Source organism: Clostridioides difficile ATCC 9689 = DSM 1296 (assembly GCF_001077535.1).
Taxonomy (GTDB): Bacteria; Bacillota; Clostridia; order Peptostreptococcales; family Peptostreptococcaceae; genus Clostridioides; species Clostridioides difficile.
The window spans coordinates 2,465,248-2,491,569 of record NZ_CP011968.1; the positions used below are offsets into that span (position 1 = coordinate 2,465,248).

A 26,322-nucleotide genomic window follows, 5' to 3' on the forward strand; every position below is an offset into this window, starting at 1 on the left:
TTTTATAACAAATGAAATTGAATTAATTTTTGCATTTTTTCTGTTATTTCGCACATTTATGAATATTTTTCAACCTTCGTCAATAAATTACAATAAATTATGCATTTTTTTTAACAAATGATTAATTTTTTCTATTTTTAAGAATTATTTTACCATAAAACGATTATATTTTCAAGATTATTAAAATTAAATTTTTTAATAAAAAGTAAAGTATTTCATTAAATAATAAAAGCGGAGGTTTATTATAATAAATTTCTCCGCCTTTTTATTTATTTAATTAAATAATAGTAAAATAAATTTAACTCTTAAGAAGTGACTTTATTATATTAAGCCCTTTTTCTAATTCTTCTACATCTTTTGGAGCTGTTACACAAATACGAACTGCTTTTGGAACTGTAGAGTTTCCTACTGAAAATCGTTCAGCACAATATACTTGAACTCCTAGATTTTTTGCAGAAATTTCAAATGATTTTCCATCCAATTCATCAGGAAGAAGTAACCAACGAAAACTGCAATTCTTATCACCAATCAAATTATAATCTGACAAAACTTTATCAGCAACTTCATTTCTTTCTATAATTGCATCTCTTTTCTCTTGTATAATTTTATCTATAATAGGAGAATATAATAAACGGTGTACTATTTCTGCTGTAAATGGAGAAACCATTAGATTCATATTATATAGTGCATTTTCTAAATTTTCTATATATCGTTTTGGAGCAACTACAAATGCTACTCTAAGACCAGCACATAAAAATTTAGATGTACTAAAAATATATATAGTATTATCACTAGCTAAAGAAAATATGGGAGTTTGTATACCGTCTCTAAAAATGCTATTTATAGCATCTTCAATAATTATTATATTATATTGCTTTGCTATCTTGGCTATCTTTTTACGAGATAAATCAGACATAGTATGTGTCGTTGGATTATGATAATCTGGTATAAGATATATGCCTTTTATATTTTCATTTTTACAATAACTTTCAAGATATTCAATCGATATTTCATTATTTTCTTGAGGAATTGGGACTAATTGAATACCTATCATTTTAGCTATTGACTTAATTCCAGAAAAACTTAAAGAATCTGTAGCAATTCTATCACCAGCTTTAAATAATCCTAGTAAAGTTGCACATATAGCATTTTGCCCTCCTGTAGATAATAATATATTTTCTTCACTGGTGTATACATTATTTCTTTCTATCCATTTTGCAATTGACTTTTTTTGCATATATGTGCCAGATGGAGACATGTATTGTAAAAACCTATCCATTTCTGGTTGTTTTAGTACATTTTTAATAAAGTCAATAATATATGTATTTTGCTCATACGGAGGATGAACTGTCCCCAACTCAATTATGTCTTTTGATTCCGTTTGATATAATAATGTATTACTTACATTTACATCAGAAGAAATGAATGTTCCCTTTCCCACTTTTGCACATATTAGTCCCTTTTCTTCGCAAAGTTTAAATGCTCGTGTTATTGTACTTAAGTTTAAATCTAGAAAATCTGCTAATTCCCGTTGTGGAGGCAGTTTATCTCCAGGATTTAAATTTCCTCTTTTAATATCTTCTTCTAATAACATTGCTAAAGTTTTATATATTGGTGGTTTTCGGTTATCTAATTTTGGTTTCCATGTCATAGGATAGTTTTCAAAAGAATTTATTGGCATATAATTACTCCTCTTAATTATAATTGTACTCCATACAATTTTATTATTGTATGCTTCTATTTTAGATGCTATACTTGTATTTGTAAATAGCTATTTCAAAATAAATAAATAAGAGAGGTATAATATGAAGACTATAGGCTTAATTGGTGGTATGAGTTGGGAAAGTACCATTACATATTATCAAGTTATTAATACAGTAATAAAAGAAAGATTAGGTGGACTACACTCTTCTAAATGTATACTTTACAGTGTAGATTTTCAAGAAATTGAAGAATGCCAATCTAGTGGAAATTGGGAAAAAAGCGCCAAAATTTTAGCTGATGCTGCAATTAAATTACAAGAGGCAGGGGCAGATTTTATTGTTATCTGTACTAATACTATGCATAAGGTATCAGATAAAATACAAGAAAGTATACATATTCCATTACTTCACATAGCAGATGTAACTGCTACGGTATTAAGGGAAAAAGAAATAAAAAAAGTGGCCTTATTAGGTACTAAATATACAATGGAACAAGATTTTTATAAAAATGTAATTATTAATAATGGAATTGAAGTCTTAATTCCAAATGAAGAAGACCGTATAATAGTAAATGACACAATATTTAATGAACTTTGCTTAGGAATTATATCTGAATCTTCAAAAAAAGCTTTCTTATCTATTATAGATAAGCTTGGCAAACAAGGTGCAGAGGCTGTTATATTAGGATGTACAGAAATAGGTCTTTTAATTAAACAAAATGACACTTCTATTCCACTATTTGATACGACAGTAATACATGCAATAGAAGCTGCACTAAGTTCAATTTAAGACAATATTGATTAATAAAAAAAATATCTATAGATTTGTGTAAATAAGACTTTTTATAATTTATATTACTAGAGATTTTAAACCTATATATTGTAACAAAAAAGGATAGTATAATTACCCTATACTATCCTTTTTCTTAATTTAATATTTAAATAAACTCAACACTTTCAATTTGTATACAAATCTATCTTACATTTATAACATCACTATTTTGAGAGCTATTTCCATTATAATTTGCAACAACATAAATATCTAGATTTAAATCTCCTTCAGGAATACTTATAGTATGCTCATTTCCCTGTATATCACTTTGATATAGAGTAAATTCTCCATCTCCATTAGTATTATTTTTTACATATATACTGTAAGTACAGTCCTTATGAGATATACTACTCCAGTTAACTCTAATGACATTATTATCTCTATCAACATTAGCTGATATATTTTCTACCCTCATATCTTTAATATTATTATCATTATTTGAATTTCCATTTCCATTGGTAATATTTATTACATTACTTGGCTTAGTTGTATCTGAATCCTTTTTCCCTATGACATAAATATCAAAATCTATATTTTGATTACCCTTCATATCTACTTCTATAGTCGCATATACCTTGTTAGACTTACCTAAATCACTTTCATTTATAGTTATAGATTTAATTTTCTTAAATGATTCTCCTGACAACTTATCTTTAAGATATATATCATAATCAAAGACATCTTTCATATAATCCCATTCAAGTTTAATAATAACTTTATTGTTTACTATTTTATGTGAACCAACCAAGTTTTGTATATAGTCATTCGTTATAGTTTCTTTGACTACTGTTACTGTTATTACTTTAGATTTATCTCCACAAGTTATTCTCACCCTATCTTTACCTTCTCTAAGCCCTACAACATTTCCATTACTACTTAAACTTATTGCTCTTTCTACAGGTAATTTTGAATCTACTAACTCATAATATATTTTTGGTGGTTCTAAACCAGGTGGAGAAGTTATTATATCTGGTTTCAATTTTTCATTCTGGTCAACTTCTATTTTTATATCATCCATATTTATTTCAGCAACTCTAGCTTGAATCCTAAATGTTCTCTCAATTTCTTTATTTCCACACTTAGCATATATTGTAGCTTTACCAACTCCAACTGCACTTACTTTATTTCCTTTGATTTTTAAAATATTTTCATTGCTACTCTTATAAACTGGCTTATATGATTTTTTAAACTTATCATAATCAACTTCTATTGTACTTTCTATAGTAGCACTATCACCAACATGTTTTAAATCCCCATTAATCTCCATATCTAGTGATTCTACCTCTGGGTCTACTACTTTTATAGTAGCCTTTTTTAATACTCTTGAATTTTTCATGATACCCACAGAAGAATACCCAACCTTTAATGCTGTCATTTTATTTCCATCTATTTTTAAAGTCCCTGAGTTATCCAATACATTAAACCAAATATTTGGATTTTTAGCATACGAAGGAACCTTAATATATTCACCTGTAGACAAAGTAACTGTTTCATTTAATTTTACTACATATTTATCTATATCTTTAACATATTCCCCATCTACAATTTCAATTTCTACTCCCTTTACCATTGGTCTAAGTATTCCAAATTTAAAAAGGTAGTACTGCGCAACAAGCAATATAGGAATAGATATAATTATGGCAATTTTTCTGTATTTCTTATTTTTTACAAATATCATCTATCCACTTCCTTTTAGCCTAATATATAATCATTTGTTTTGTAAGCAATCTACCTAAGTTAAATATTGGGATAAACTGGAAAATTATTATATTTCAGAATATCCCTATACTAATTATAAACCATAAATTTAAAATTTAAAACTAAAATTAATGTTAATTTCTTACTATTACAATAGTCTAATTTTAGTGAAATAACATTTGTCTTGTCAGCTGAAAAGTTATATAATTAATTAAAAAGAAATTATACTTATATTATATGAGGAGGATTTTAAATTGGAAATCAATTATAAAAAAAGAAATTTCAAATCATTTGCTAAAAGAAAAAATATTGAAATTTCTGTTCAAAGGTATCTTATTGACGCACTAAGTTATATGGCACTCGGTCTTTTTTCGTCCCTTTTAATTGGAACAATTTTCAATACATTAGGAGATAATTTCAATATTTCTCTTTTTACTGAAGTTATAAGCCCTCTTGCTAAACAGGTTACTGGTCCAGCTATAGCAGTGGCTATTGCGTATGGACTTCAAGCACCTCCACTTGTACTATTTTCTTGTGCACTTGTTGGAGCTTGTGGTAATGAATTAGGAGGACCTGTTGGAGCATTTGTCGCTACACTTTTTGCTGTAGAGGTTGGAAAATTAGTTTCAAAAGAAACAAAAATAGATATATTGGTTACACCTGCTGTAACAATACTAATTGGAGTACTTGTAGCTGAACTTATTGGTCCAGCTGTTTCTGCTTTTATGACTTCATTTGGAAATATAATAATGCAAGCTACAACTATGCAACCTATAATAATGGGAGCTTTAGTCTCTGCACTTGTTGGAATAGCTCTTACATTACCTATAAGTAGTGCAGCTATTTGTATGATGTTAAGTTTAGGTGGTCTTGCTGGTGGGGCAGCAACTGTAGGTTGTTGTTGCCAAATGGTAGGCTTTGCTGTTATGAGCTTTAGGGAAAATGGAGTTGGTGGCCTTGTGGCACAAGGTCTTGGGACATCTATGTTGCAAGTACCTAATATAATAAAAAATTGGAAAATTTGGATACCACCTACTGTAGCTTCAATATTACTTGGACCATTATCTACAACAATATTCAAAATGGAGAATATTCCTATTGGTTCTGGTATGGGCACTTGTGGATTGGTTGGACAATTTGGAACAGTAACTGCTATGCAAAGTGCTGGAAAAGGAGGTATATCTATGTGGGTTGGTATACTTTTACTTAATTTTATACTTCCTGCTATTGTAACTTTGTTGATTTCAGAATTTATGAGAAAAAAAGGTCTAATAAAACCTGAAGATTTAAAACTAGATGTATAAATTAAAAACTACTCCTTTTACTTATATAAAAGTAAGGAGTAGTTTTTTTTATGAAAATTCCAACATTTTTTTTAATAGCCAATCCATAGAACCTTTAACTTCATTCCAAATCACTATGTTTTCATCATAGTAATAGACAGCTTCTGCCTTTTCTTCCTCTGTAACAAATTCTCTACCAAAAGCATTTCGCCAATCTAACAAATATAATCCAACGTACTTATTTTTACTTCTAGCAACCTTAATAGAATCATTTGCCAAAAACATACTTTTATTTTTAAAGTAATAAAGAGCTTTACTGTACATCCATGTAGCAGATTTTTCTTCTTTATAAAGTTCAAATAATTTATTTATTGAAGTTCTATCATTTAATCTAATTAATACATTTAATAATTTGTATCTTATTCCCTGCTCATCACTAGGATTAATTTCTATTAAATATTCTAATACTTTTTTGGACTCCTTTAGATTATTAATACTTTCTAACTTTCTAGCAAGGGATTCAAGTGCTATCATATAGGCTCTGGTAGATAAACCTTTCCAAAATCCAAGTTCTTTATCTTCTTTAGTAATCATACTTTTACCTATATTTACAGCTTCCTCCATATATCTAATTGATTCAATATCACTATTCGCATCTTGTGATAGCTTAATATATCTTTTATATAGTATTTTTTTCTTTTCTAAATCTAAATCTACAGACTTTGATTTGGAATTAGTCTCTTTTACCCAAAATTCTACATTAGAAATAGCTATAGTATCTTGATTTAAAAAGTCAATACTACAAACATCTTTTATTAAAGACGATTTATTATTTATAGTATTTAAAGAAACACCTATTTGTTTTGAAAACTCTTTTTTTGTTATATGTAGTGGATGCTTCTTATTGTATAAAAGATTTTGTTCTAAAACTATATTTAGTATAGCTGAAGACCATATATCAGCTCTAGAAGAATGAATTATCTCTTTATTATTATCTAAAAGGTTTTGCAAAATTTTAAAGCTTATATCTTTGTATTCTTGATTTAAATTGGAGTTGCAAAATCTATTTATCTTGTCCTTAATTTCTTCTATCTTGCCTGTCATGACTCCTCCTCCATATTTTACATATATAAAACTAGTGCTACAAACTCAAGATCTTCTTCTCCTATATTTTCTATAGAATGTTTTTCGCCATCAGCTGTATACACTACATCACCCTCATTTACTTCTACAAATTCCCCATTATCAAATACTTTACCTTTTCCCTTTAGTATATAATATACTTCAAAATCTGTTGTATGGTCATGCACACCAATTGAACTTCCTACTGGTAAAGCTACTCTTTTAAATAGTCTTCCTTTTCCTTTAAGCTCTTCATTTTGTATTATGTTTTCAAGCTTAACCTTTCCTATACCACCATTTAAATTTTCTTTTACTTCTACTTGTAATTCAGATTTCTTTCTTATCATAGCTCATCCCACCTGCCAAACAATCAATCTAACTACTAAATTGGCATATCCTTTCCATAAATATGTTTGTATTTTAATATAATAATAACATATATTATCATAAAAAAATATTACTGAATACACAAAAATGATACTATTTTTACATATATTTCGACTTAATTAAATTATCTTACAAGTTGACGTCTATATGAAAAAAACATATACTCATATAGTATGGTAAAATTTTGTTAAACTATTTATCTGGAGGTTCTCGACATATGTCAGTTTTAAAAACGCAAGAAAAACTTAAACAACCTAGAGATTTATATTTCTGCTGTTCAATATTTACCTTTGTAGGACTTGCATACTATGGTATGAAATTGGTATTATTATTGTTTTTAGCTGAACAAGTCTCCAAAGGTGGTTTAGGGTTAACACCAGCAGAATCCGCATCAATGCTTGCATCTTTTTTAGCATGGACTTATTTCTCTCCAGTTATTGGTGGATGGGTCAGTGATAGATTTTTAGGTCCCAAAAACTGTATTATACTTGGAATGCTAATGGTTTCAATTGGTTATTTTCTAGGATACATAGCAAATAGTAAGATGGATATAAACATCATGATATTTTTATCTGGATTAGGAATAGGTTTTTATAAAGGAAACTTACATACTATGGTTGGAAACTTATATACCAATGATGACCCAAGAAAAGATGGAGCTTTCTCTATTACGTATATGGCTACTAATCTAGGTACTTTATTTGGCCCTTTAATATGCGGTTTAGTTGCTAATGAATGGTTTGCTATGAAAAGCGGATTATCTATAAGTATGTATGGATATAGATATGTATTTTTATTTTCATCAATTACGGTTCTAATAGGTTTATTCTTCTTTATATTTGGAAACAGAAAGTTTTATAAACCTTTGAATAATGACCCTATTAACGGGAGAGAGTCTATAAGAAAATCACTAGAATATAAGAAAATGCTCGCTTCAAGACCTTTAACTTTGATTGAGAAAAAAAGAATAATAGTAATATTGGTGTTAGCTTTTTTCACAGTATTTTTTTGGATAGCATATAACCAAGCCTCTATGTCTATTGCACTCTATACAAAGGAACACATAAATCTTACTGTTGGCAATTTTCAAATTCCTACTTCATGGATAGATTCATACAATGGTCTCCTTTGTGTTATTCTTGGACCTATCTCTGCTTTAGTATGGGTAAAATTATCTCAAACTAAAAAAGGCGATTTAAGTGTGCCAAAAAAAATGAGCTTAGGTTTTATACTATTAGCCATAGCATTTTTGTTTATGATAGTAGCAGTTATACAAACAGGAACAGACCCTAATTCAATTCACAAAGCAAGTGTATTTTGGGTAGTTGGATTTTTAACATTCCAAAGTATAGGAGAAATTTGCTTTTCTCCAGTCGGGTATGGTATGGTAAATAAACTTTCGCCTGAAAAGTATATTTCATTACTAATGGGTGTTTGGTTTTTAGGCAAATTTGCAGCAAATAAATTATCTGGCTATACGCAAGCTATTATAGACCAACTTGGTATGTTACAAGTCTTCATAGTGATACCATCATTTTTATTGATATTTGGAATTATACTACTTATAATGAATAAAAAATTAGTAGAATTATCAAATTAAAAATTTTTTAAAGTTAATAAAATATACAATAAAAAATCGAGGCATTATAATACCTCGATTTTTATTGTATCTAGTACAAACTATATAGCTCTAGTGTAAACTTTTAACCATTCTCTTTCTTCATCAGTTAAGAAAGGTGATATTTTATCATAAACTAACTTATGATACCAGTTTAAATAATCTTTTTCATCCTTATTCATTAATTCTGGTACTATACCATCTAAGTCAATAGGAGCTAACGTAACAACTTCAAATTCCATAAATTGACCATAGAAATTCTTTTCAGCTTTTCTAACTACAATTTCATTCTCTGTTCTTATACCATGAGAACCTTCTATATATATACCTGGTTCATTAGTAGTTACCATTCCTTCTTCAAGAACTGCACTATCAAATCTTTCAGGTACTACTCTCCATCTAAATCCATTTGGAGCTTCGTGAACATTTAGCACAAATCCTATACCATGTCCAGTTCCACATTGATAATCAATTCCCATATTCCACATGCAACTTCTAGATAGTATGTCTAAGTTATATCCTCTACAACCATGCAAGAACTTAGCCTTAGAAAGATTTATCATTCCTCTTGCTACAGAAGTAAAGTGTAGTTTTAATTCATCACTTATAGGTCCTAAAACTGTAGTCCTAGTTATATCAGTAGTTCCATCATAATATTGTCCACCTGAATCTACTAAAAATAATCCTTCTGCCTCTAATTTATAATTTGACTCTGGAGTTGCACTATAGTGCATCATTGCAGCATGCTCTTTATATGCAGCAATTGTATTGAAACTTGGCTCAAAGAAACCTTCTTGCTCTCTTCTTAAGTCCTCTAATTTTTGAGTAGCACTTATTTCAGTGATTTCCATCTTACCTACATTTTTCTTTAACCAGTACATAAATTTAGTGAAAGCTACACCATCTTTTACATGTGAATTTCTTATATTTTCTAATTCTACCTCATTTTTTTGAGCTTTAAAAAACATTACTGGATTGAACTCATCAACTTTCTCAACTTCACAAGGTATATTATTGTAAATTGTATAACTAAGCTTAGTTCCATCTAATAAAACTTTTTCAGTTTTGTCTATATTTTTTACAAATTCATACACATCATTATATGGCTTTATTTGAACATTTTCCTTAGCTAGTTCATTTAGTATTTCTTCATTTAACTTACTTTCATCAACAAATAGATAAACTTCTTTTAAAGTTATTACTGCATAAGAAAGTACAACTGGATTATATTTAACATCTCCACCTCTTATATTGAATAACCATGCTATATCATCAAGAGTAGTTATTACATGAGTAGAAGTACCTTTTTCACTCATTTTTTCTCTTAATCTAGCTAATTTTGAGCTAAAACTTTCTCCACAATATTTAACATCTAATAAAAATGCTTTACTATCTGATAAAGCAGGTCTATCTGGCCATATACTATCTATTAAATCATACTGATATTCTATCTTTATACCTTTTTTAGATAATTTTTCAGCTAATGTAGCTCCTTCTCTAGCAGATATAACTCTACCATCAAATCCTAAAGTTCCTCCTTCAGGAATATTTTTATATAAATATTCATCTGTAGTTGGGCAACCTTCTTGTCCCATTTTGAATAATTTTATTGTACTTCCTTCTAATTGAGATTCTGCCTGTATAAAATATCTTCCATCTGTCCATAACCCAGCTTCGTCTTTAGTCACAATAACCGTCCCTGCTGAACCATTAAACCCTGATATAAATTCTCTTGATTTGAAGTAATCTCCTACATATTCACTTTGGTGATTATCAGAAGATGGAATCATATAGGCATCTATATTTTTTTCTTCCATAAATTTTCTTAATCCACTTAATCTATCTTTTATATTCACAACAAGACCTCCTCGAAATAATAGTTTGAATAACTAAATATATAAGTATGTAAAGTTTATTACATAAATATTTTTTGTATAATTTATATAAATCTTATACACTCTAATTATCACAATTATAATTTTAATTATAATATCTATTTGTGTAAAGCTTTTTTTCATAATCAAAGAGGAAATTACATTTAATTTTATATTTAAATGTAACTTCCTTTATTTAAAGTAATTCATTTATTTACAATAATTCGTCATGAATTATTTTTCTTTTGTTAGTAAATCCATAGCCATTAATCTTGTTAATACATTTCTTATTCCCAATAATATTAAACCAAATATTATTAAAACTGTTGCTATTCCTCCAAATATCTGTAAAAAACCAAGTGTGGCTGTAAAACCAGCAATCTTTCCTGATAATAAACTTGCAAAAAAACTTGTTAGATACCAGGCTCCCATAGACAACGTAGCATACTTAGCTGGAGCTAATTTATTGAACATTGCAAGTCCTATAGGAGATAAGAATAATTCACCTACTGTTGTAAATATATAAGTCAATACTATAAACAATATACTAGCCTTTACCATTCCATCTGGACCATTAGCTAATGTAGCAAATACCATAACTATAAACCCAACACCCATTATTATCATTCCTAATCCCATTTTAACTGGAATAGAGAAATCACCTCTTTTGGTATGAGATAATTTAACCCATAGGGTAGCTAATACTGGGCATAAAGCCACACATAATATAGCATTTAGTGATGTAAGCCATGCTACTGGCATTTCAAATCCAAATAGAGTTCTATTTACATTATCCCTTACATAAATCATAAAAGAACTTTGTGTTTGATAGTATGCTGTCCAGAATAAGACCACAAATAAAAATAAAATAACCATTGCTATTATCCTATTTTTCTCCAACTTAGTAAGTGGTCCATACTCAATTTTTTCACCTTTATTACCTTTAGTCACAGGATATTTTCCGACTTCATTTAATAATTTTGGTGCAAGAAGTGTAAATATAATCATACCTAACATCATGCCTATACCACAAATTAAAAATGCCATCTTATATCCATAAGATACTATATCTCCACTTGCTCCTCTTACTGCAAATACATTATCAGAAAGCAATCCACATATTATTGGAGCTATAAATGCTCCTACATTTACTGCCATATAGAATAAACTGTATGCTGCATCTTTTCTTGACACATCAGTTTTAGGATATATATCCCCAACTATATTTGAGCAACTTGATTTAAAAAAACCATTTCCTAAAATAATTATTGATAGACCTACCCAAACCATGGCAATAGATGTAGATGAAGCAAATAGTACGAAATCTCCTATTGCTATTAAAAGTGCACCTATAGAAATACATTTTTGTTGACCTAAAACTTTATCTGCTAACCAGCCACCGACTAATGGTGTAAGATATATAAGACCTGTAAATAAGCCAAACATGGATGTTGCTTCTTGAGTAGAAAGACCTAAACCACCTTGAGCTACACTTGCTGTAAAAAATAATACCAATAAAGCTGTTAAACCATAATAACTAAATCTTTCCCACAAAATTGTCATGCAAATAAGCCAAAAACTCTTCGGATGACCACTTTTTTTAGATACGCTTTCTGTACTTGACATAAAAAAACGCCCCCTTTTGTTTTATAGTTAAATTTAATATTAATATTGCTTTAACCATTTTAGCACATACTTATAATATCATCTTTTCTATGTTTACTCAATAGATTATCGCCTGTATTTTCATTTTTTTATTATTATTTTTAAAATTATGAAAAATATTATTTTTTTAGTATCTTCAGAAGAAAATCTTAATATATATATATTTAAATAACAACTTAAATCTTCAATTCTTTTTTGTTTATTTTTTCATTTTTGTAAATTTTTATTGAAAAAATTCAAATTAAAAATATTTCTTTTTAATGTCTTTTTGCATGTTATTTCTTTGTCACTTCATATATATAAATAGATTTTATTGCAAAATAATAAAAGCTATTTTATACTCTCTATATTGAGAGTAAAAATAGCTTTTATCCATACAGTTAATTTTTCTTTTTTTTAATAAATTGACTTTATCTATTCTTTAGCTTTCATTTGATATTTATCTGTAATTTTAACATTATATTTTTCTTTTAGATTTTGTATAAGTAGGTTTTGTTTTTCTGATGTTAAACTGCTTACTAAATCTGATTTTACCTCTTCAAATGGCTGATATTTTTCATCAGTTTTCTTAATTATATGATATCCATAATCACTTTCTACAAGTTTGTTAGATACCTCTCCCTTCTTCAATGCAAAGGCTGCTTTTTCAAAAGATTCCACCATCTGACCTTTACCAAAGAAACCTAAATCTCCACCTGATTCTGCACTACTATCTTCAGAGTATTTTTTAGCTAGAGTAGCAAAATCTTCCCCAGCTTGGGCTTTTTTAAGTATTTCTTCAGCTTCTTTCTTAAGTTCAGCTTTTTTGCTACTACTAACTTGCTTACCTTTATCATCAACAGTTTTTATTAAAATATGTGAAGCTCTAACTTGTAAATAATTGCTCTTGTTTTTATTGTAATAGTTCTCTGCTTCTTTATCAGTAACTTTTGATTTTTCATTTAAATATTTTGATGCTACTAGCTCTTTTTTCATATCATCTTTTATATATTTTTCAGTCAAATCAAACTGTTTTAAAAACTCTTCTTTAGTCATTCCCATTGCTGATTCTATACTACTCATTAAATTATTATACTGAGCATCTAGTTGGTCATTAGTTATACTTATTTTCTCTTTTGCTGCTTCAGAGGATAATATATCAGATGTAATCATAGTTTCAATCATATTTGATTCATATGAACGTATTTCGTCATCAGTCATAGTAGTTTTTGCATTTAAATAAAATAATGGCTCCATTCTCTTTCTTAACATTTCACCTGTTATTTTTTTATCCCCAATAGTAGCTACTACCTCACTGCTATTATAGTGTTTTGAAGTAGCAGGCAATTTTCTTCCAGCTTCTTTGCCAAAAATATAGCCTCCACCTAAACATATAGCTCCTACTGCAACAATTGCTACAATAGCTTTAAGTGTTTTGTTGTTTAGCTTTATTTCCCTTTTTTTAACTTTGTTATCAGTATTTTTTTCATCTGACACATCATCTTTTTTAGAATTTACATTATCTGAATTTTTAGATTCATCTAATGTATTTTCTTTTGGATTTTTTTCTTCAGACATTAATACCCTCCTTAATTTTAATTGTACAATACTTCACCTTTATTATTTTACATTAAAATAATATTAAATGTGTGAATCAGAAATGAAACTCTTATGAATTTAAAATGAAATTAAATACTTCTCAAACTATACCTTATAAAGTTTCTTCCTACTTTTGTATCTCCATATTTTAACATTTGTATAACTTCATTCTTTTCCTTTTGCAAATAAATGGCACATTCTTCTAAAGACTTAAATATTTCTAAAATGTCACCTTTTTTATTTACTAATTCAACTTTTTTCTTTCCACCTCTTTTGATTATAGACTTATATTTTTTAAAATATTCATCATATTCTTCATCAATACATTCAAATCTATAATTCATTTTTAATGCTTCAATTTTATCATTTGTCAAAATTTCATTTCTTTTTTCATTAGAAAGCCTTATACTAAATATTTTATTGTTTAGAATATTAAATATCTCAGATGGAGATTTGCTATTATCGAGATAGCTCCATTCACTTTTGCAGTATTCATCTATATTTAATACTTCACTTAAATAATTTATTGCATCTCCAAAGTAATCCATATATCCATATTTTAAATTTTCTCTTATGTACCCTAATGGAACTTTGAGTTTTTTACTACACTGTATATGAGTGTCAAAAACCCACTCTTCTTTAGTATACAAGTTTATAGCTTTTATACTTTTTCCTCTTTTTATTTTAATTTCTTTTATGTACTCTAAATCTTCTTCTGTCAAACATTCACTTACTTCTTTTTCTTCAATAACATTTTTTTCTAGATTATAATTTTCATTTTGGTCAAGTCCTTCAAACTTATTTAAATCTATTTTTTCACCTTCAACTTGAACTTCTTTTTTACATAATTCTATGTTTTTATCATTAATAATTGCTTCTTTATCATCTAATTTTATGGTATTTTCACTAATTAACCAATCTTCTTCTATTATTTTTTCTTCTATTTCATTGTCATCATTTACTACTTCTACTTTAGTTAATATTTCATTATCAATATTAACTACAACTCCTTCTTCATCTATCAACTTTTCTTCAGATAATATTTTTTCGTTTTTTAATATTACTTCACCTTCTTCTTTTACTGACTCACTTTTTTGTCTTTTTTTCACAATACCAAACCACTTTTTTAACACTCAATGTTCCTCCTAATACTTTATTACTATTCTATACTATCATATAAAATATTACTGTTCTCATAAATCACTTAATTTTCATATGTTTTTGATATGATACTCCCCATGTTTAAAGAAAAGATATTCAAGTGAAAAAGATGACCTATTTCTAGTAGCCCAACATGACATCAAACTTAAGATATGCAATTACTGTTCCTAAACTAATCCATACATCAATTTAGGCTAGTAGATTTTTACTTTCTACACCACTATCAAAAAACTTACTATTATACTTAGGATACAATTTAACATTTACATAAATAGACTATATTATCATTTGATTTGTATTTATTGCCCATAATGGTATTATATATTAATTATTTACATAATCCAACAATTTCTATCTATCACCTTATATCTTATATGTAAAAATATATTCAATAATAATTATAAATAACAAAAATGGATTTAATTAATCATATAGACCTTGAAACTCAACATGATTAATTAAATCCATTATAATTAATATAAAAAATTTAAAACTATATATTAGATTTTTTTACTATAAAAGGAATAGTTATAATTGTACCTATTAAAGCATCTACCATATCAATCATAGTATCTTCTAACCCTCCGGCCTGTGTAGTAGTCCCAACAAAAGTATCCATTAAAAATTCACCTATTTCCCATAAACTCGCTACTCCCATACTAAACATAAATAAAAATATAACTAAAAACACTTTACTCATTTTACTTATCTCTCTTTGTGTATAAAAGTATTTAATTATAGAAAAAGCCACAATACAAGATATTATACCTGACCATAAATGCAAAAAATCATCATAATAATTTATATCATAAAAATTAAAACAAGTACCTAACAATGATGAAAACATTATAAATAAAGCAAGCATTATATATAATTCTTTACTCAATAATCTTTCAGTTTGCTTATTTATAAAACTCAAAATGAAAGTACCAACTAAACTAATTGCTACTAGACCTAGACTTCCATATTCTTTGTTTGCTACAAAAAATACGGCAGATAAAATATAAACTATATACAATAGTATAGTTATTGGCTTTAAAAGTTTATTCATATACACTTTACCTTCCTAAAAATAATTTTATAATAACTTAGGATTAACATCATTATCACCATGTCCATAAAGTTTTAATGGCTTAAGAGCTGGTCCTTCAAGTATATTTCCCTTATAGTCAAATCTAGAACCATGACATGGACAGTCCCATGTTTTTTCTTCACTGTTAAAATTAAGTTCACATCCTAAATGAGTACATGTAGTGTCTACAATATAAAAATCTCCATTATCATCCTTATATACACCATATCTTTTTCCATCAATATTAACAATCTTTCCTTCTCCATTATTTTTAGGCATATCTCCACTACCTATTTTTAATTTTCCACTTACATAATTTATTGCTACGTTTGCATTTTCCTTTATAAAATCTTTTGAAAAGTAGCTACCTAGTCTGGATGGATTAAAAGTATCTTTATAATCAGAATTATTATTTATTATTAAATCTTTTATTATTATTCCAGCAGCAGTTCCATTAGTAATTCCCCATTTAGAGAACCCTGTAGCTACATAAATATTGTCTTCTCTTTTGTTGATATAACCAATATAAGGAACATTGTCAAAACTCATATTATCTTGAGCAGACCATTTCCCCTTAAAATCTTTTACCTTAAAGACTTCTTTACCATAATGCTCTAAATCATCAAATATTTCTTTCTCAGTTCCTCCCTGACCAACTTTATGGTCTCCTCCTCCAAAAATCAGTAAATTTTCACTTCCATCATTATATTGTCTAAAAGTTATTGATGGGTCATCTATACTTATAAACATACCATCTGCTAATTTATTTTCCAAAACTGCAACCATTAAATAAGCACGCTCTGCATATTCTTTTGCAAAATAAAAATTCAATCCATCATACCATGGACTATGAGATGAAATTATAACATTCTCAGCTTCTATTATATTATCTTCTCTTGTTTTAACCCTACATATTTTTCCTTTTTCAAGGTCTACTACTGGTGTATTTTCATATATTTTTAGCCCTAAATTTACTGCTGCTTTTGCCAATCCATCAATATACTTCTTTGGGTTAAATTGACCTTGATTAGTAAAACTAATAGCCCCCTTTATATCTAATGGAATATTTTCTATAGTTTCATGATACTCACAATTTATTCCTATTTTTTTACATGTACGATATTCATCTTTAATATTCTTTATAGTATCCTCTTTTTCTGTAAATACAAAAGAAGTTTCCCTTTTAAAATCACATTTTATATTGTTTTCTTCTATTATTTGTTTAACTAAATTTAAAGCTTCATTATTTGCATTATAATATGATTTTGCTTTATCTAATCCATATTTTTTCTCTATCTTAGAGTAAAATATATCATGCTGACAAGTTACCTTACCAGTATTCCTTCCAGAAGTTCCATATCCTATTTTATCAGCCTCAACAAGCACTACTTTTTTACCTTCTTTTGCTAATAAATATGCAGTTGTCAATCCAGTTATTCCACCACCTACTATAAGACAATCTGTTTTTATATTTTCACCTAATTTGTTATATTCTTTTGGACTTGAGTTTAAAAACCAATATGATTCATTCATTTAAAATACTCCTTTACATATTAAATAGTAATAGTTTTCCCATCATGGAGTTTATTTATTATAAATAGTATAAAAAATAAGCTTAATAAAAAGCTAAATTAAAAATCACTTAGTTTTCTTGTTTTATACACCAGACTAAACTTATATATATTTATAATTTCTATATTATTTTCTTAATTAATAGTATTTATGCTAAGTAAAAATGAGGATATTTTAGATTTCAATACATAAGATGATGTTGTGCTAACAATTATAAACTGTTAGCCACCAACTTTTTTATTGATTTAGTTAGTTTAATATTTTTCTGATATGTAATATAGCAATCTCTCTATAAAAATATTTACTTAAAAATTTATTTTATATAAATTAATTGTAATTCTTACTTATATTCTTTTGTAAATAGAAAAGGAGTATAAAATAATAGTATAAATATCAATCTTTGTATAATACTATGGTAATTAATAATTATTTCAGAATCATTGAAAATTAATCCTAAGCTATTAATTAGAACATGCATTATAGAGCAAAACCATATGTTCTTAGTTTTCATATAAACATAACCTAAAAATATAGAAAGTCCAATACCATATATCAAATGGGCTATAGCTCCAATTATTGGAGTTTGAGGACTATATAGTGTAAATTGTAAAGGTAAGTGCCATAAACTCCAACAAGTGCCTACCATTACAATACCTATTTTTTTGCCAAATCTATCAAATAAAATACTTTGCAAAAAAGATCTCCAACCATACTCTTCACATAAAAAAGGATAAATGTATACTAATGATATTATAGGAAGAAGAATATAATTCAAGAAATTCTTATAATCAAATTGATTATCACTTATTATTAATCCAAAAATAATTTGAGAAAATAAAAAGTAAAAAAATAGCAAAATACCTATCTTAAAATTTTTAAAAATATATAAACTTGTTATTTTATAAGAATAAACAATAACACATAAACTACTTATTAAAATTAACATAAGATACATTAATTGAAATTGATTAATACTTATTAACTTTAATGATTCAATAATAAATATAAAAAAGTAAATAATAAAAAATAATATTACTGATGAATAAAAATTATATTTATCATTATTTCTTCCCTCTGTGTAAAATTTTGCAATAGAAACTGAAGATAATGGCAATATCATCATAAATTGAGCTAAAATTTCTGAATCTATTAAATGATTAAAACATATTGCTAATAAACCTAGTGAATAAGATAAACCATAAGTTATAGAAAAAAATATTATAACTTGTAGTTTTTTTCTTTTTATTTCATCACTGACATATGTTGGCTTTAAAAAGTTTACCCATTTTGATTGTAAATTCAACAAACATAACCTCCCTTTTTTATAAAAAATAATTGTAAAAATCATAAAATTTTTCTACTTATACTCATATCATTATATTTCTATATTTATAAAGTCCTTATTACTTACACGACTGCTGACTAAACTCTTATAATTCTTTTTTTGAATATGTATTTACAGAAGAAATATCCAATTTCGTTAGAAATTTATTCTTCTGCTTAAATTTTATATAAAAATCATTTTTATGCAATCAGTTTACTATTATTTTTTTAATATTACAATATATTTTATATACAAAAAAATACAACAAATATTATTTTATAGTTCGAGTGAATATTAAAATAATATATAATTTTCTTTATGTTCTAACTTGAAAACAATTTAAATACAAATAAAGCAAAACACACTTATTTTACTTATATAAAAATAAAAGACTGTCAAGATAACAATTACAAATCGTTATATAACAGCCTCATAAAATCCTTATTTTAAAATAATTCAGCAATATATTAATTTTTATAAAACATCATATTTTAAGTTCTTGAATATCCTTTAATTGCTATACTTCTTGATTTAATGGTTTTTTAAGTAATGCTAAAAGCATCATTCCAACCAAAGCGCCTACAGCTATAGCTAATATATATGCAAATGGATGGGTAACCACTGGTATAACAAATACTCCTCCATGAGGTGCACGAAGAGCTGCGTTGAACAACATACTAAGTGCTCCTGCCACTGCTGAACCTCCAACACAAGCTGGTATAACATGAAGTGGGTCTCCAGCTGCAAAAGGTATCGCTCCTTCAGTAACAAATGATAATCCCATTACATAATTAACTTTACCAGAATCTCTTTCTTCTTTAGTAAATCTATTCTTAAAAAATGTAGTTGCAAGAGCTATAGCAAGTGGCGGAACCATACCACCAGCCATTACTGCTGCCATTATTTCAAACTGCCCTGATTCAAGTGATGCAACTCCAAATACATATGCTGCTTTATTTACAGGTCCACCCATATCCACAGCCATCATTCCACCTAATACTAATCCTAAAAATATTTTTGAAGTTCCACCTAAACCATTTAAAAATCCAACCATTGCATTATTAATTGCTGTAACTGGAGGTATTACTAAAAATGTCATTATAATTCCCATCAAAAGTGTTCCAAGTAAAGGATATAACAATACTGGTTTTATTCCTTCCAATGAAGCTGGTAGTACACTAAATATTTTCTTAAGCCCTTCTACTAAATAACCTGCTATAAAACCTGCAAGTAGTGCACCTAAAAATCCTGAACCACCATCACCTGCTAGAGCACCTCCTACAAATCCTACAACAAACGCTGGTCTATCAGATATAGAGTATGCTATATATCCAGCAAGTACAGGTAACATAAATCCAAAAGCTTTATCTCCTATTCCTTTAAAAAAAGCTGCTATAGGTGTATTTGAACCAAAGTTTGAAGGGTTAATAGTATAATCATCAAGTAAAAAGGCTATCGCTATAAGTATCCCTCCACCAATAACAAATGGTAACATATTAGATACACCATTCATTAAGTGTTTGTATACTTTTCTAAATCCACTTTCACTTTCTTCATTTGATTCGTTGTGACTTCCATCTCCTCCATGGTAAATTGGAGCATCTCCATTTACAGCCTTGTCTATAAGTTCTTCCGCTTTGTGTATACCATCAGCCACCTTAGTTTTTATGACTTTTTTGCCATTAAATCTAGCCATCTCAACATTTTTATCTGCTGCCACTATTATACATGTTGCATTTTCTATTTCATCTTTTGTAAGCTTATTTTTAACACCTGCTGAACCATTAGTTTCTACTTTTATTGATACACCTTTGTTTTCTGCCATTTTATTTAAACTTTCAGCTGCCATAAATGTATGTGCTATTCCAGTTGGACATGCTGTTACTGCTAAAACCTTAGGATACTTATTAGCATCATTCTCTTTAGTATCTATTATATTTTTTTCAGTAACTTTCTCATCTTGATATTCTTCACTGAATTTTTCTCTTTCCTTTTTATCTATTATTTCCTTAAATTCTTTTTCAGAGCTTGAATTTATAAGTTTATTTCTAAAGTCTTCATCCATAAGTATTGTAGATAATCTTGATAATACTTCAAGATGAGTATTGTTAGCTCCGTCTGGTGCAGCTATCATAAAAAATAGATTTGATAAACTTCCGTCAAACGATTCATAATCTATACCTTCTTTTGACACTGCTGCTGCTATACAAGCTTTAGTAACTGAAGAATTTTTAGCATGAGGTATAGCTACACCTTCTCCAATTCCTGTTGTACTCATTTCTTCACGAGCCAAAATTGCTTTTTTGTAGTTTTCTTTATCATTTAAATTTCCACTATTTGCGACCAAATCTACTAATTCTTCTATTGCTTCTGATTTGGTTTTTGAATTTAAATTTAACTTAATTGACTTTTCATCTAATAAATCTATAATTTTCATAAATATTAATTACCTTTCTATATATTTTTTAATATTTTAAAACTTCTTTACAGATATCTCATTTACCAATTTATCAATGTATTCTCTTTTGGCTAAGTCATATGAAAAAGCAGTTGCACTACCTGAAGCTGCTCCCAATTTAAGAGCATAATCATATTTCCCAGTATTCAAATACCCAGATATAAATCCTGCTACCATTGAATCACCTGCTCCTACAGAATTTTTTACTTTTCCTTTTGGAACATCACTTATAAGCACTTCTTCTTCCTCTGTAATCAACAATGCTCCACCTTTTCCCATTGATACCAAGACATTTATAGCTCCCATTTCCTTTAACCTTCTAGCATATTTTACCATGTCTTCAATTGAATTTAATTTAACACCAAATAGTTCTTCTAATTCGTCGTTATTAGGCTTAATTAGAAAAGGTTTGTATTTTAAAACATTAAGAAGAAGATTTTTAGTTGCATCTACTACAACTTTTATATTCTTTTTTTCTAATCTAGCCATTATATTTTCGTATAGTTTTTCATCTAAAGTAGATGGTATACTTCCTGCCAATATTAAAATATCATCTTGATTTAGCTTATCAAGTTTTTTATATAAAGTATCAATGTCTTCATCATCTATATTTGGACCTTGTCCATTAATCTCAGTTTCCTTTAACGCCTTTATTTTTACATTTATTCTTGAAAAACCACTTTTTATCTTTATAAAATCTGTCTTCAATTCTTTTTCTTCCAATGTTCTTATTATATATTCTCCAGTAAAACCACTTATAAAACCTAAAGATGTGTTATCATTTCCAAGTTCCTTAAGTATGCGAGATACATTTATACCTTTTCCTCCTGGATAAACGTATTCTTCTTTTACACGATTTGTACTTCCTGTCTTTAGCTCATCTAGCTTAACTATATAATCTATTGATGGATTTAATGTCACTGTATAAATCATATTGCCACCTCTTTTTTATTTATTTGCTTTATGTTTATATCTTAACTTTATATTAATATCCTTGAAAGTCAAAAAATTTCTCTTAATTAAAAGAGAAATTTATCGTTTTTATCTTATTTAGTTTTATATTATCCAAATTTACAGGTGTATATACAATACTACCCATCTAATTAAATAAATTTACAAATTTTTCAAAACTACTATTTTCACATATACTTATAACTTTTGCTATAGAATCTACTCTTTTATATATTTTTGAAAATATTACTTCATAATCTAATATTTTATCTTTATCAAGGGCTAACATTATTATTAAACGAACATCTGATATTTCCCAAGAAATAGGCTTCTTTAATATACCAATTGCTATTTTATTATCAAAAATTTTTCCAATAGCTCCATGTGGTATAGTTACCATATTCCCTATTTCTGTTGTTGCTATTTTTTCTCTCTCAAAGTAAGATTTTTTCATATCCTCATCTATATAGCCCTTTTGTACAAGTTTACTTGCCATAAAATCTATAACTTCTTCTTTCCTTTTAAACACCAAATCAGTAAAAAACAATTCACTATCAAACAGGCTTTTTATATCTAAATCTAGGTATATATTTCCTGTTTCTATATATTTTTCAATTAATCTAATTTCTTTCTCACTTAAAATTGGAGATATATTTATTACTGGCACATCTCCTACTTCAATAGGAACAGTAGATATTACAAAATCAACATCTATAACTTTTATATATTCAACTAAGTATGAAGGAATAATCTTTAGTATTTCTAATTTTTCCTTAAATATATTCTCTAATTTAGCTTTTATTAACATTGATGTGCCTATGCCTGAAGTACAAACTATTATAGTTTTGAAAACCTTATCTTTATTATTATAAGATGCTCTTTCAACTGCTCCTCCTATATGTAGGGCTATGTTTGCAACTTCATCTTCATTAATTTCTATCTTCAAATCTTTTTCTATTGTCTTTTTAGCTATATTAGCTAGTTCAAAAGCAAATGGATATTTTATTTTTATATCTTGAGCCATTATAGGTGATTGATTTATACCTAACTTTATTTTTTTACATAAACTACTAATATGCTTATATAAAAACTCTTCAAATACCTTATCATTACTTATATCTATTGATGTAGCTAATTTTAAATTTTTACAAAATGTTTTTATTGAATTTATTATAATTTCTTTGTTTTGTTCATTTTCTAAAATTGAGCTTCTTTTGCTCCTATAATTTTCTATATAATTCTCTATAAATTCTTTTTCATTATACTTATGTCTGCTTAACATAACTAATATATTATTTAACACACTCTTAAATTCTATATCAGTTAATACCAATCCATTTTCATTTAATATGTCTAATAATAATTTTTTTATTAATAGTTTTCTTTCCTTTATATCATCATTTAAAAAATCATTTAAACTCAATTGATTATCTCTCTTATTGCTTAAGTCAACTATACAATTTAATATCTTATCTTCACTTTCCAAAACACATATACCTTGTTTATGCTTAGATTTAACTGATATTGAATACTTTTCCAATATTCTTTTTACTTCTTTTAAATCATTTTTTACTGTTGAAACACTTACATACATAGAATCGGCTAAATCTTCAAGTTTTATAGTATTTTTTTCTTCATTACTTAAGGTTAATATTTTTCTGATTATATATTCTACTCTATCTACATCATCATAGAGATTGCTATTTAGATTTACCTCATCAAAACTTCCTTCTAGTTTATAACCAACTCCTCTTATTGACAAAATTTTACCATTTCTAAGTTGTTTATTAATATCCTTTATTTCATTTTGTATAGTTTTTGAAGAACATCCTATCTCTTGACTTAAGGCAATACCACTAATTGTATCTTTTGAATTTAACAATATTTTTATTATATTTATCTGTCTTGCTGTTATATTTAAACTCATAAACTCACCTTTTACTCTAGATATTGATTTCTTAATTTTCTTATTTCTTCTTTATTTAAATTAAATTCTCCATATAAATATGCTTCTACACTAATGTATTCTTCATCAATTCTTCTAAATGCAGTTTTCATATACTCTTCATTTACACCAAATATATATTTCAAATTTTCTTTTGGAATGTCCTTAAATTTAGGCTTATATTCTATAAATCTTTCTATCTCTTTATCTGCAAAATCATTACTTTTTAGATAATCTTTCATTATATTCTCTCTCGATACCCCTAAAATCATAAGAATTATAGCACTCCCCACACCAGTTCTATCCTTACCAGCTGTACAATGATTTAATATTGGTAAATTAGAATAGTCTCTTATAAGTTCTACTAATTTTTTATATGACGGATTATTTATAGGCAAATTATAGTAACTATTATTTAACATATTAAATGCACCATCTTTTTCAAACAATCCATCAATCATATCTTCAATAGAACCAAAACTTCCTCCTGATTCTTCTAGCTCTCTCATTGCTGGTATTCTTATATTTTTTATATTTGATATTATTGTTGATGGATGTTTACGAGCTTCTTCATCACTTCTATAATCAAATATATATTTAATATTTAACTCTTTTAAAATCTTTATATCATTTTCACTTAGATTTGATAATTTTGCAGACCTATAAAATAATCCCTTCTTTACAGTTCTGCCATCCTCAGTTTTGTTCCCACCTAAATCTCTAAAATTTTTCATCTTAGCACCTCTTAAAAACCATATATTATACTTTTTTTAATATCTATAAATTAATTTTATCACAATTTTAAGTTCTTTATTTAAAATATTTTTTAGTATTTGGTTATTAATTGTAAAATATAAAAGTATCTCTTTATACAAAATTAACCTAAATTTTACATAATTTATTTACTTTACATAAGCTTTATAGTTTATAATCAATATACAGTAGTATATTTTCTGTAAAAAAGACCATATTTAGAATAATATCAAATACATTGGAGGTTTTATATTATGGATATTCAAAAGCAAAAGAATTTTATAATTAAATTTACATATGTAGTTTTAATAACAAGTATTGTATATATTGTATTAAAATTCTTATTGCCATTATTAATGCCTTTTGTAATCAGTTTTATCATTGCATCCATCTTAAGACCTATTATAAGACTTATTACAAATAATACAAATTTAAATCGTACACTTATTTCTATAGTAATACTTTTAATTTTTTATGGGTTGTGTATATTTTTATTAGTTAGCTTTGGTGTGAAGATATTTGCAAGTGTAAGTGATGTATTTTTTAGACTTCCTGAAATATATAAATCAAGTATACAACCAACGCTAAATACTTTATTTTCAAAGATAGATGCTAGTACACCTAATGTTAACCTAGCATTAATACTTGGTTGGGATAATATAAGTCAATCTATGATGTCTTTAGTAGCTTCTATTTCAACAAATGCACTCAATGCTATTGCTAGTATTGCAAGTAAAACACCTGCATTTATGTTAAAACTTATTATTACTTTAATTGCTTCTTTTTTCTTTACTTTTGACTATCAAAAAATAGTAAACTTTATCTTAAAACAATTTCCAGAAAAAAGTCAATTTATGATAATAAATATAAAAAATAGCAGTATTAATGCTCTTTTAAAACTACTAAAAGCCTATGCAATACTACTATCAGTGACATTCATAGAACTACTTATTGGACTTACTATCCTAAAGGTTGAAAATGCATTTACTATATCTGTCATCATAGCACTTGTTGATATTTTGCCAGTCTTGGGTACAGGAAGTATTTTGACACCTTGGATGATTATCTCACTCATTAATGGAAATATTAATTTAGCAATAGGACTTTTAATACTATACATAATTATAACCGTTGTTAGACAAATATTAGAACCAAAGGTAGTAGGACACCAAATTGGCCTATATCCTTTAATAACATTAATGTGTATGTTTGTTGGAGCTCAACTATTTGGAATAGCTGGATTATTTGGATTCCCTATCGCAGCTACAATCATAAAAAACTTACATGATAATGGGATTATTACTGCATTTAAATAGTTTAACCTTGA

General features: G+C 27.2%; 19 protein-coding genes. 4 read left to right on the forward strand and 15 right to left on the reverse strand.

Translation table 11 applies throughout. The features are described from left to right. Positions 1-298 precede the first annotated feature (298 nt). Positions 299-1,681: an aminotransferase-like domain-containing protein gene (locus CDIF1296T_RS11895; RefSeq protein WP_009897426.1), complete on the reverse strand. Its 1,383-nt coding sequence runs from the start codon at positions 1,679-1,681 to the stop codon at positions 299-301. A gap of 124 nt (positions 1,682-1,805) precedes the next feature. On the opposite strand from CDIF1296T_RS11895, the gene CDIF1296T_RS11900 reads away from it, so the two are divergent. Further along, entirely contained in the window at positions 1,806-2,492 is a 687-nt protein-coding gene (locus CDIF1296T_RS11900; protein WP_003440228.1) for an aspartate/glutamate racemase family protein, read from the forward strand. A 184-nt stretch (positions 2,493-2,676) separates the two neighbouring features. Here CDIF1296T_RS11900 and CDIF1296T_RS11905 read toward each other — a convergent pair whose 3' ends face one another. After that, positions 2,677-4,212, reverse strand: coding sequence for a hypothetical protein (locus CDIF1296T_RS11905; protein ID WP_003440234.1), 1,536 nt, complete (start codon positions 4,210-4,212; stop codon positions 2,677-2,679). Between the two features lie 274 nt (positions 4,213-4,486). Here CDIF1296T_RS11905 and CDIF1296T_RS11910 point away from each other — a divergent pair, with 274 nt between their 5' ends. Continuing rightward, entirely contained in the window at positions 4,487-5,536 is a 1,050-nt protein-coding gene (locus CDIF1296T_RS11910) for a PTS sugar transporter subunit IIC (protein WP_003440236.1), read from the forward strand. A 48-nt stretch (positions 5,537-5,584) separates the two neighbouring features. On the opposite strand, the gene CDIF1296T_RS11915 is transcribed toward CDIF1296T_RS11910, so the two are convergent. Together CDIF1296T_RS11915 and CDIF1296T_RS11920 are read right to left on the reverse strand one after the other, a co-directional pair. Further along, the gene (locus CDIF1296T_RS11915) at positions 5,585-6,619 is read right to left on the reverse strand and encodes a DUF6398 domain-containing protein (protein WP_003440238.1); all 1,035 of its coding nucleotides are present in this window, start codon (positions 6,617-6,619) and stop codon (positions 5,585-5,587) included. Between the two features lie 17 nt (positions 6,620-6,636). Then, entirely contained in the window at positions 6,637-6,984 is a 348-nt protein-coding gene (locus tag CDIF1296T_RS11920) for a cupin domain-containing protein (protein WP_003440244.1), read from the reverse strand. Between the two features lie 257 nt (positions 6,985-7,241). Here CDIF1296T_RS11920 and CDIF1296T_RS11925 point away from each other — a divergent pair, with 257 nt between their 5' ends. Then, entirely contained in the window at positions 7,242-8,624 is a 1,383-nt protein-coding gene (locus CDIF1296T_RS11925) for a peptide MFS transporter (protein WP_009897429.1), read from the forward strand. Positions 8,625-8,704: 80 nt separating this feature from the next. Here the strand turns inward: CDIF1296T_RS11925 and CDIF1296T_RS11930 are convergent, their stop codons facing one another. The 11 genes from CDIF1296T_RS11930 to CDIF1296T_RS11980 all read right to left on the reverse strand — a co-directional run bounded on the left by CDIF1296T_RS11930 (position 8,705) and on the right by CDIF1296T_RS11980 (position 24,976). Further along, entirely contained in the window at positions 8,705-10,498 is a 1,794-nt protein-coding gene (locus CDIF1296T_RS11930) for an aminopeptidase P family protein (protein ID WP_009897431.1), read from the reverse strand. A gap of 252 nt (positions 10,499-10,750) precedes the next feature. Further along, positions 10,751-12,142 carry a peptide MFS transporter gene (locus CDIF1296T_RS11935; RefSeq protein WP_003430410.1) on the reverse strand — a complete coding sequence of 464 codons (1,392 nt, stop codon included), beginning with the start codon at positions 12,140-12,142 and terminating at the stop codon, positions 10,751-10,753. Between the two features lie 453 nt (positions 12,143-12,595). Beyond that, positions 12,596-13,738, reverse strand: coding sequence for a peptidylprolyl isomerase (locus tag CDIF1296T_RS11940; protein ID WP_009897434.1), 1,143 nt, complete (start codon positions 13,736-13,738; stop codon positions 12,596-12,598). A gap of 110 nt (positions 13,739-13,848) precedes the next feature. After that, positions 13,849-14,892 carry a hypothetical protein gene (locus CDIF1296T_RS11945; protein ID WP_009897436.1) on the reverse strand — a complete coding sequence of 348 codons (1,044 nt, stop codon included), beginning with the start codon at positions 14,890-14,892 and terminating at the stop codon, positions 13,849-13,851. A 521-nt stretch (positions 14,893-15,413) separates the two neighbouring features. Then, the gene (locus tag CDIF1296T_RS11950) at positions 15,414-15,971 is read right to left on the reverse strand and encodes a DUF2238 domain-containing protein (RefSeq protein ID WP_003440252.1); all 558 of its coding nucleotides are present in this window, start codon (positions 15,969-15,971) and stop codon (positions 15,414-15,416) included. A gap of 27 nt (positions 15,972-15,998) precedes the next feature. After that, positions 15,999-17,525 (reverse strand): FAD-dependent oxidoreductase, encoded by a 1,527-nt coding sequence (locus CDIF1296T_RS11955; RefSeq protein WP_009897439.1) that lies wholly within the window; start codon positions 17,523-17,525, stop codon positions 15,999-16,001. A gap of 379 nt (positions 17,526-17,904) precedes the next feature. Then, positions 17,905-18,912: a CPBP family intramembrane glutamic endopeptidase gene (locus CDIF1296T_RS11960; protein WP_043896324.1), complete on the reverse strand. Its 1,008-nt coding sequence runs from the start codon at positions 18,910-18,912 to the stop codon at positions 17,905-17,907. A gap of 493 nt (positions 18,913-19,405) precedes the next feature. Then, positions 19,406-21,325 carry a PTS fructose transporter subunit IIABC gene (locus tag CDIF1296T_RS11965; protein ID WP_009897443.1) on the reverse strand — a complete coding sequence of 640 codons (1,920 nt, stop codon included), beginning with the start codon at positions 21,323-21,325 and terminating at the stop codon, positions 19,406-19,408. A gap of 36 nt (positions 21,326-21,361) precedes the next feature. Further along, the gene (gene pfkB / locus CDIF1296T_RS11970) at positions 21,362-22,279 is read right to left on the reverse strand and encodes a 1-phosphofructokinase (RefSeq protein ID WP_009897445.1); all 918 of its coding nucleotides are present in this window, start codon (positions 22,277-22,279) and stop codon (positions 21,362-21,364) included. 166 nt (positions 22,280-22,445) lie between these two features. Then, entirely contained in the window at positions 22,446-24,224 is a 1,779-nt protein-coding gene (locus CDIF1296T_RS11975; RefSeq protein ID WP_009893554.1) for a BglG family transcription antiterminator, read from the reverse strand. Between the two features lie 11 nt (positions 24,225-24,235). Continuing rightward, positions 24,236-24,976, reverse strand: coding sequence for a tyrosine-protein phosphatase (locus CDIF1296T_RS11980; RefSeq protein WP_009890462.1), 741 nt, complete (start codon positions 24,974-24,976; stop codon positions 24,236-24,238). Positions 24,977-25,249: 273 nt separating this feature from the next. On the opposite strand from CDIF1296T_RS11980, the gene ytvI reads away from it, so the two are divergent. Then, a complete protein-coding gene (gene ytvI, locus CDIF1296T_RS11985; protein WP_003440267.1) occupies positions 25,250-26,311 on the forward strand; it encodes a sporulation integral membrane protein YtvI in 1,062 nt (353 codons plus the stop codon). Positions 26,312-26,322 lie beyond the last annotated feature (11 nt).

Excerpts from the sequence above, each read along its gene's own strand:
- CDIF1296T_RS11895 (WP_009897426.1), bottom strand. The coding sequence starts at position 1,681 with ATGCCAATAAATTCTTTTGAAAACTATCCTATGACATGGAAACCAAAA.
- CDIF1296T_RS11900 (WP_003440228.1), top strand. The coding sequence starts at position 1,806 with ATGAAGACTATAGGCTTAATTGGTGGTATGAGTTGGGAAAGTACCATT.
- CDIF1296T_RS11905 (WP_003440234.1), bottom strand. The coding sequence starts at position 4,212 with ATGATATTTGTAAAAAATAAGAAATACAGAAAAATTGCCATAATTATA.
- CDIF1296T_RS11915 (WP_003440238.1), bottom strand. The coding sequence starts at position 6,619 with ATGACAGGCAAGATAGAAGAAATTAAGGACAAGATAAATAGATTTTGC.
- CDIF1296T_RS11920 (WP_003440244.1), bottom strand. The coding sequence starts at position 6,984 with ATGATAAGAAAGAAATCTGAATTACAAGTAGAAGTAAAAGAAAATTTA.
- CDIF1296T_RS11925 (WP_009897429.1), top strand. The coding sequence starts at position 7,242 with ATGTCAGTTTTAAAAACGCAAGAAAAACTTAAACAACCTAGAGATTTA.
- CDIF1296T_RS11935 (WP_003430410.1), bottom strand. The coding sequence starts at position 12,142 with ATGTCAAGTACAGAAAGCGTATCTAAAAAAAGTGGTCATCCGAAGAGT.
- CDIF1296T_RS11940 (WP_009897434.1), bottom strand. The coding sequence starts at position 13,738 with ATGTCTGAAGAAAAAAATCCAAAAGAAAATACATTAGATGAATCTAAA.
- CDIF1296T_RS11950 (WP_003440252.1), bottom strand. The coding sequence starts at position 15,971 with ATGAATAAACTTTTAAAGCCAATAACTATACTATTGTATATAGTTTAT.
- CDIF1296T_RS11955 (WP_009897439.1), bottom strand. The coding sequence starts at position 17,525 with ATGAATGAATCATATTGGTTTTTAAACTCAAGTCCAAAAGAATATAAC.
- CDIF1296T_RS11960 (WP_043896324.1), bottom strand. The coding sequence starts at position 18,912 with ATGATTTTTACAATTATTTTTTATAAAAAAGGGAGGTTATGTTTGTTG.
- CDIF1296T_RS11965 (WP_009897443.1), bottom strand. The coding sequence starts at position 21,325 with ATGAAAATTATAGATTTATTAGATGAAAAGTCAATTAAGTTAAATTTA.
- pfkB (WP_009897445.1), bottom strand. The coding sequence starts at position 22,279 with ATGATTTATACAGTGACATTAAATCCATCAATAGATTATATAGTTAAG.
- CDIF1296T_RS11975 (WP_009893554.1), bottom strand. The coding sequence starts at position 24,224 with ATGAGTTTAAATATAACAGCAAGACAGATAAATATAATAAAAATATTG.
- CDIF1296T_RS11980 (WP_009890462.1), bottom strand. The coding sequence starts at position 24,976 with ATGAAAAATTTTAGAGATTTAGGTGGGAACAAAACTGAGGATGGCAGA.
- ytvI (WP_003440267.1), top strand. The coding sequence starts at position 25,250 with ATGGATATTCAAAAGCAAAAGAATTTTATAATTAAATTTACATATGTA.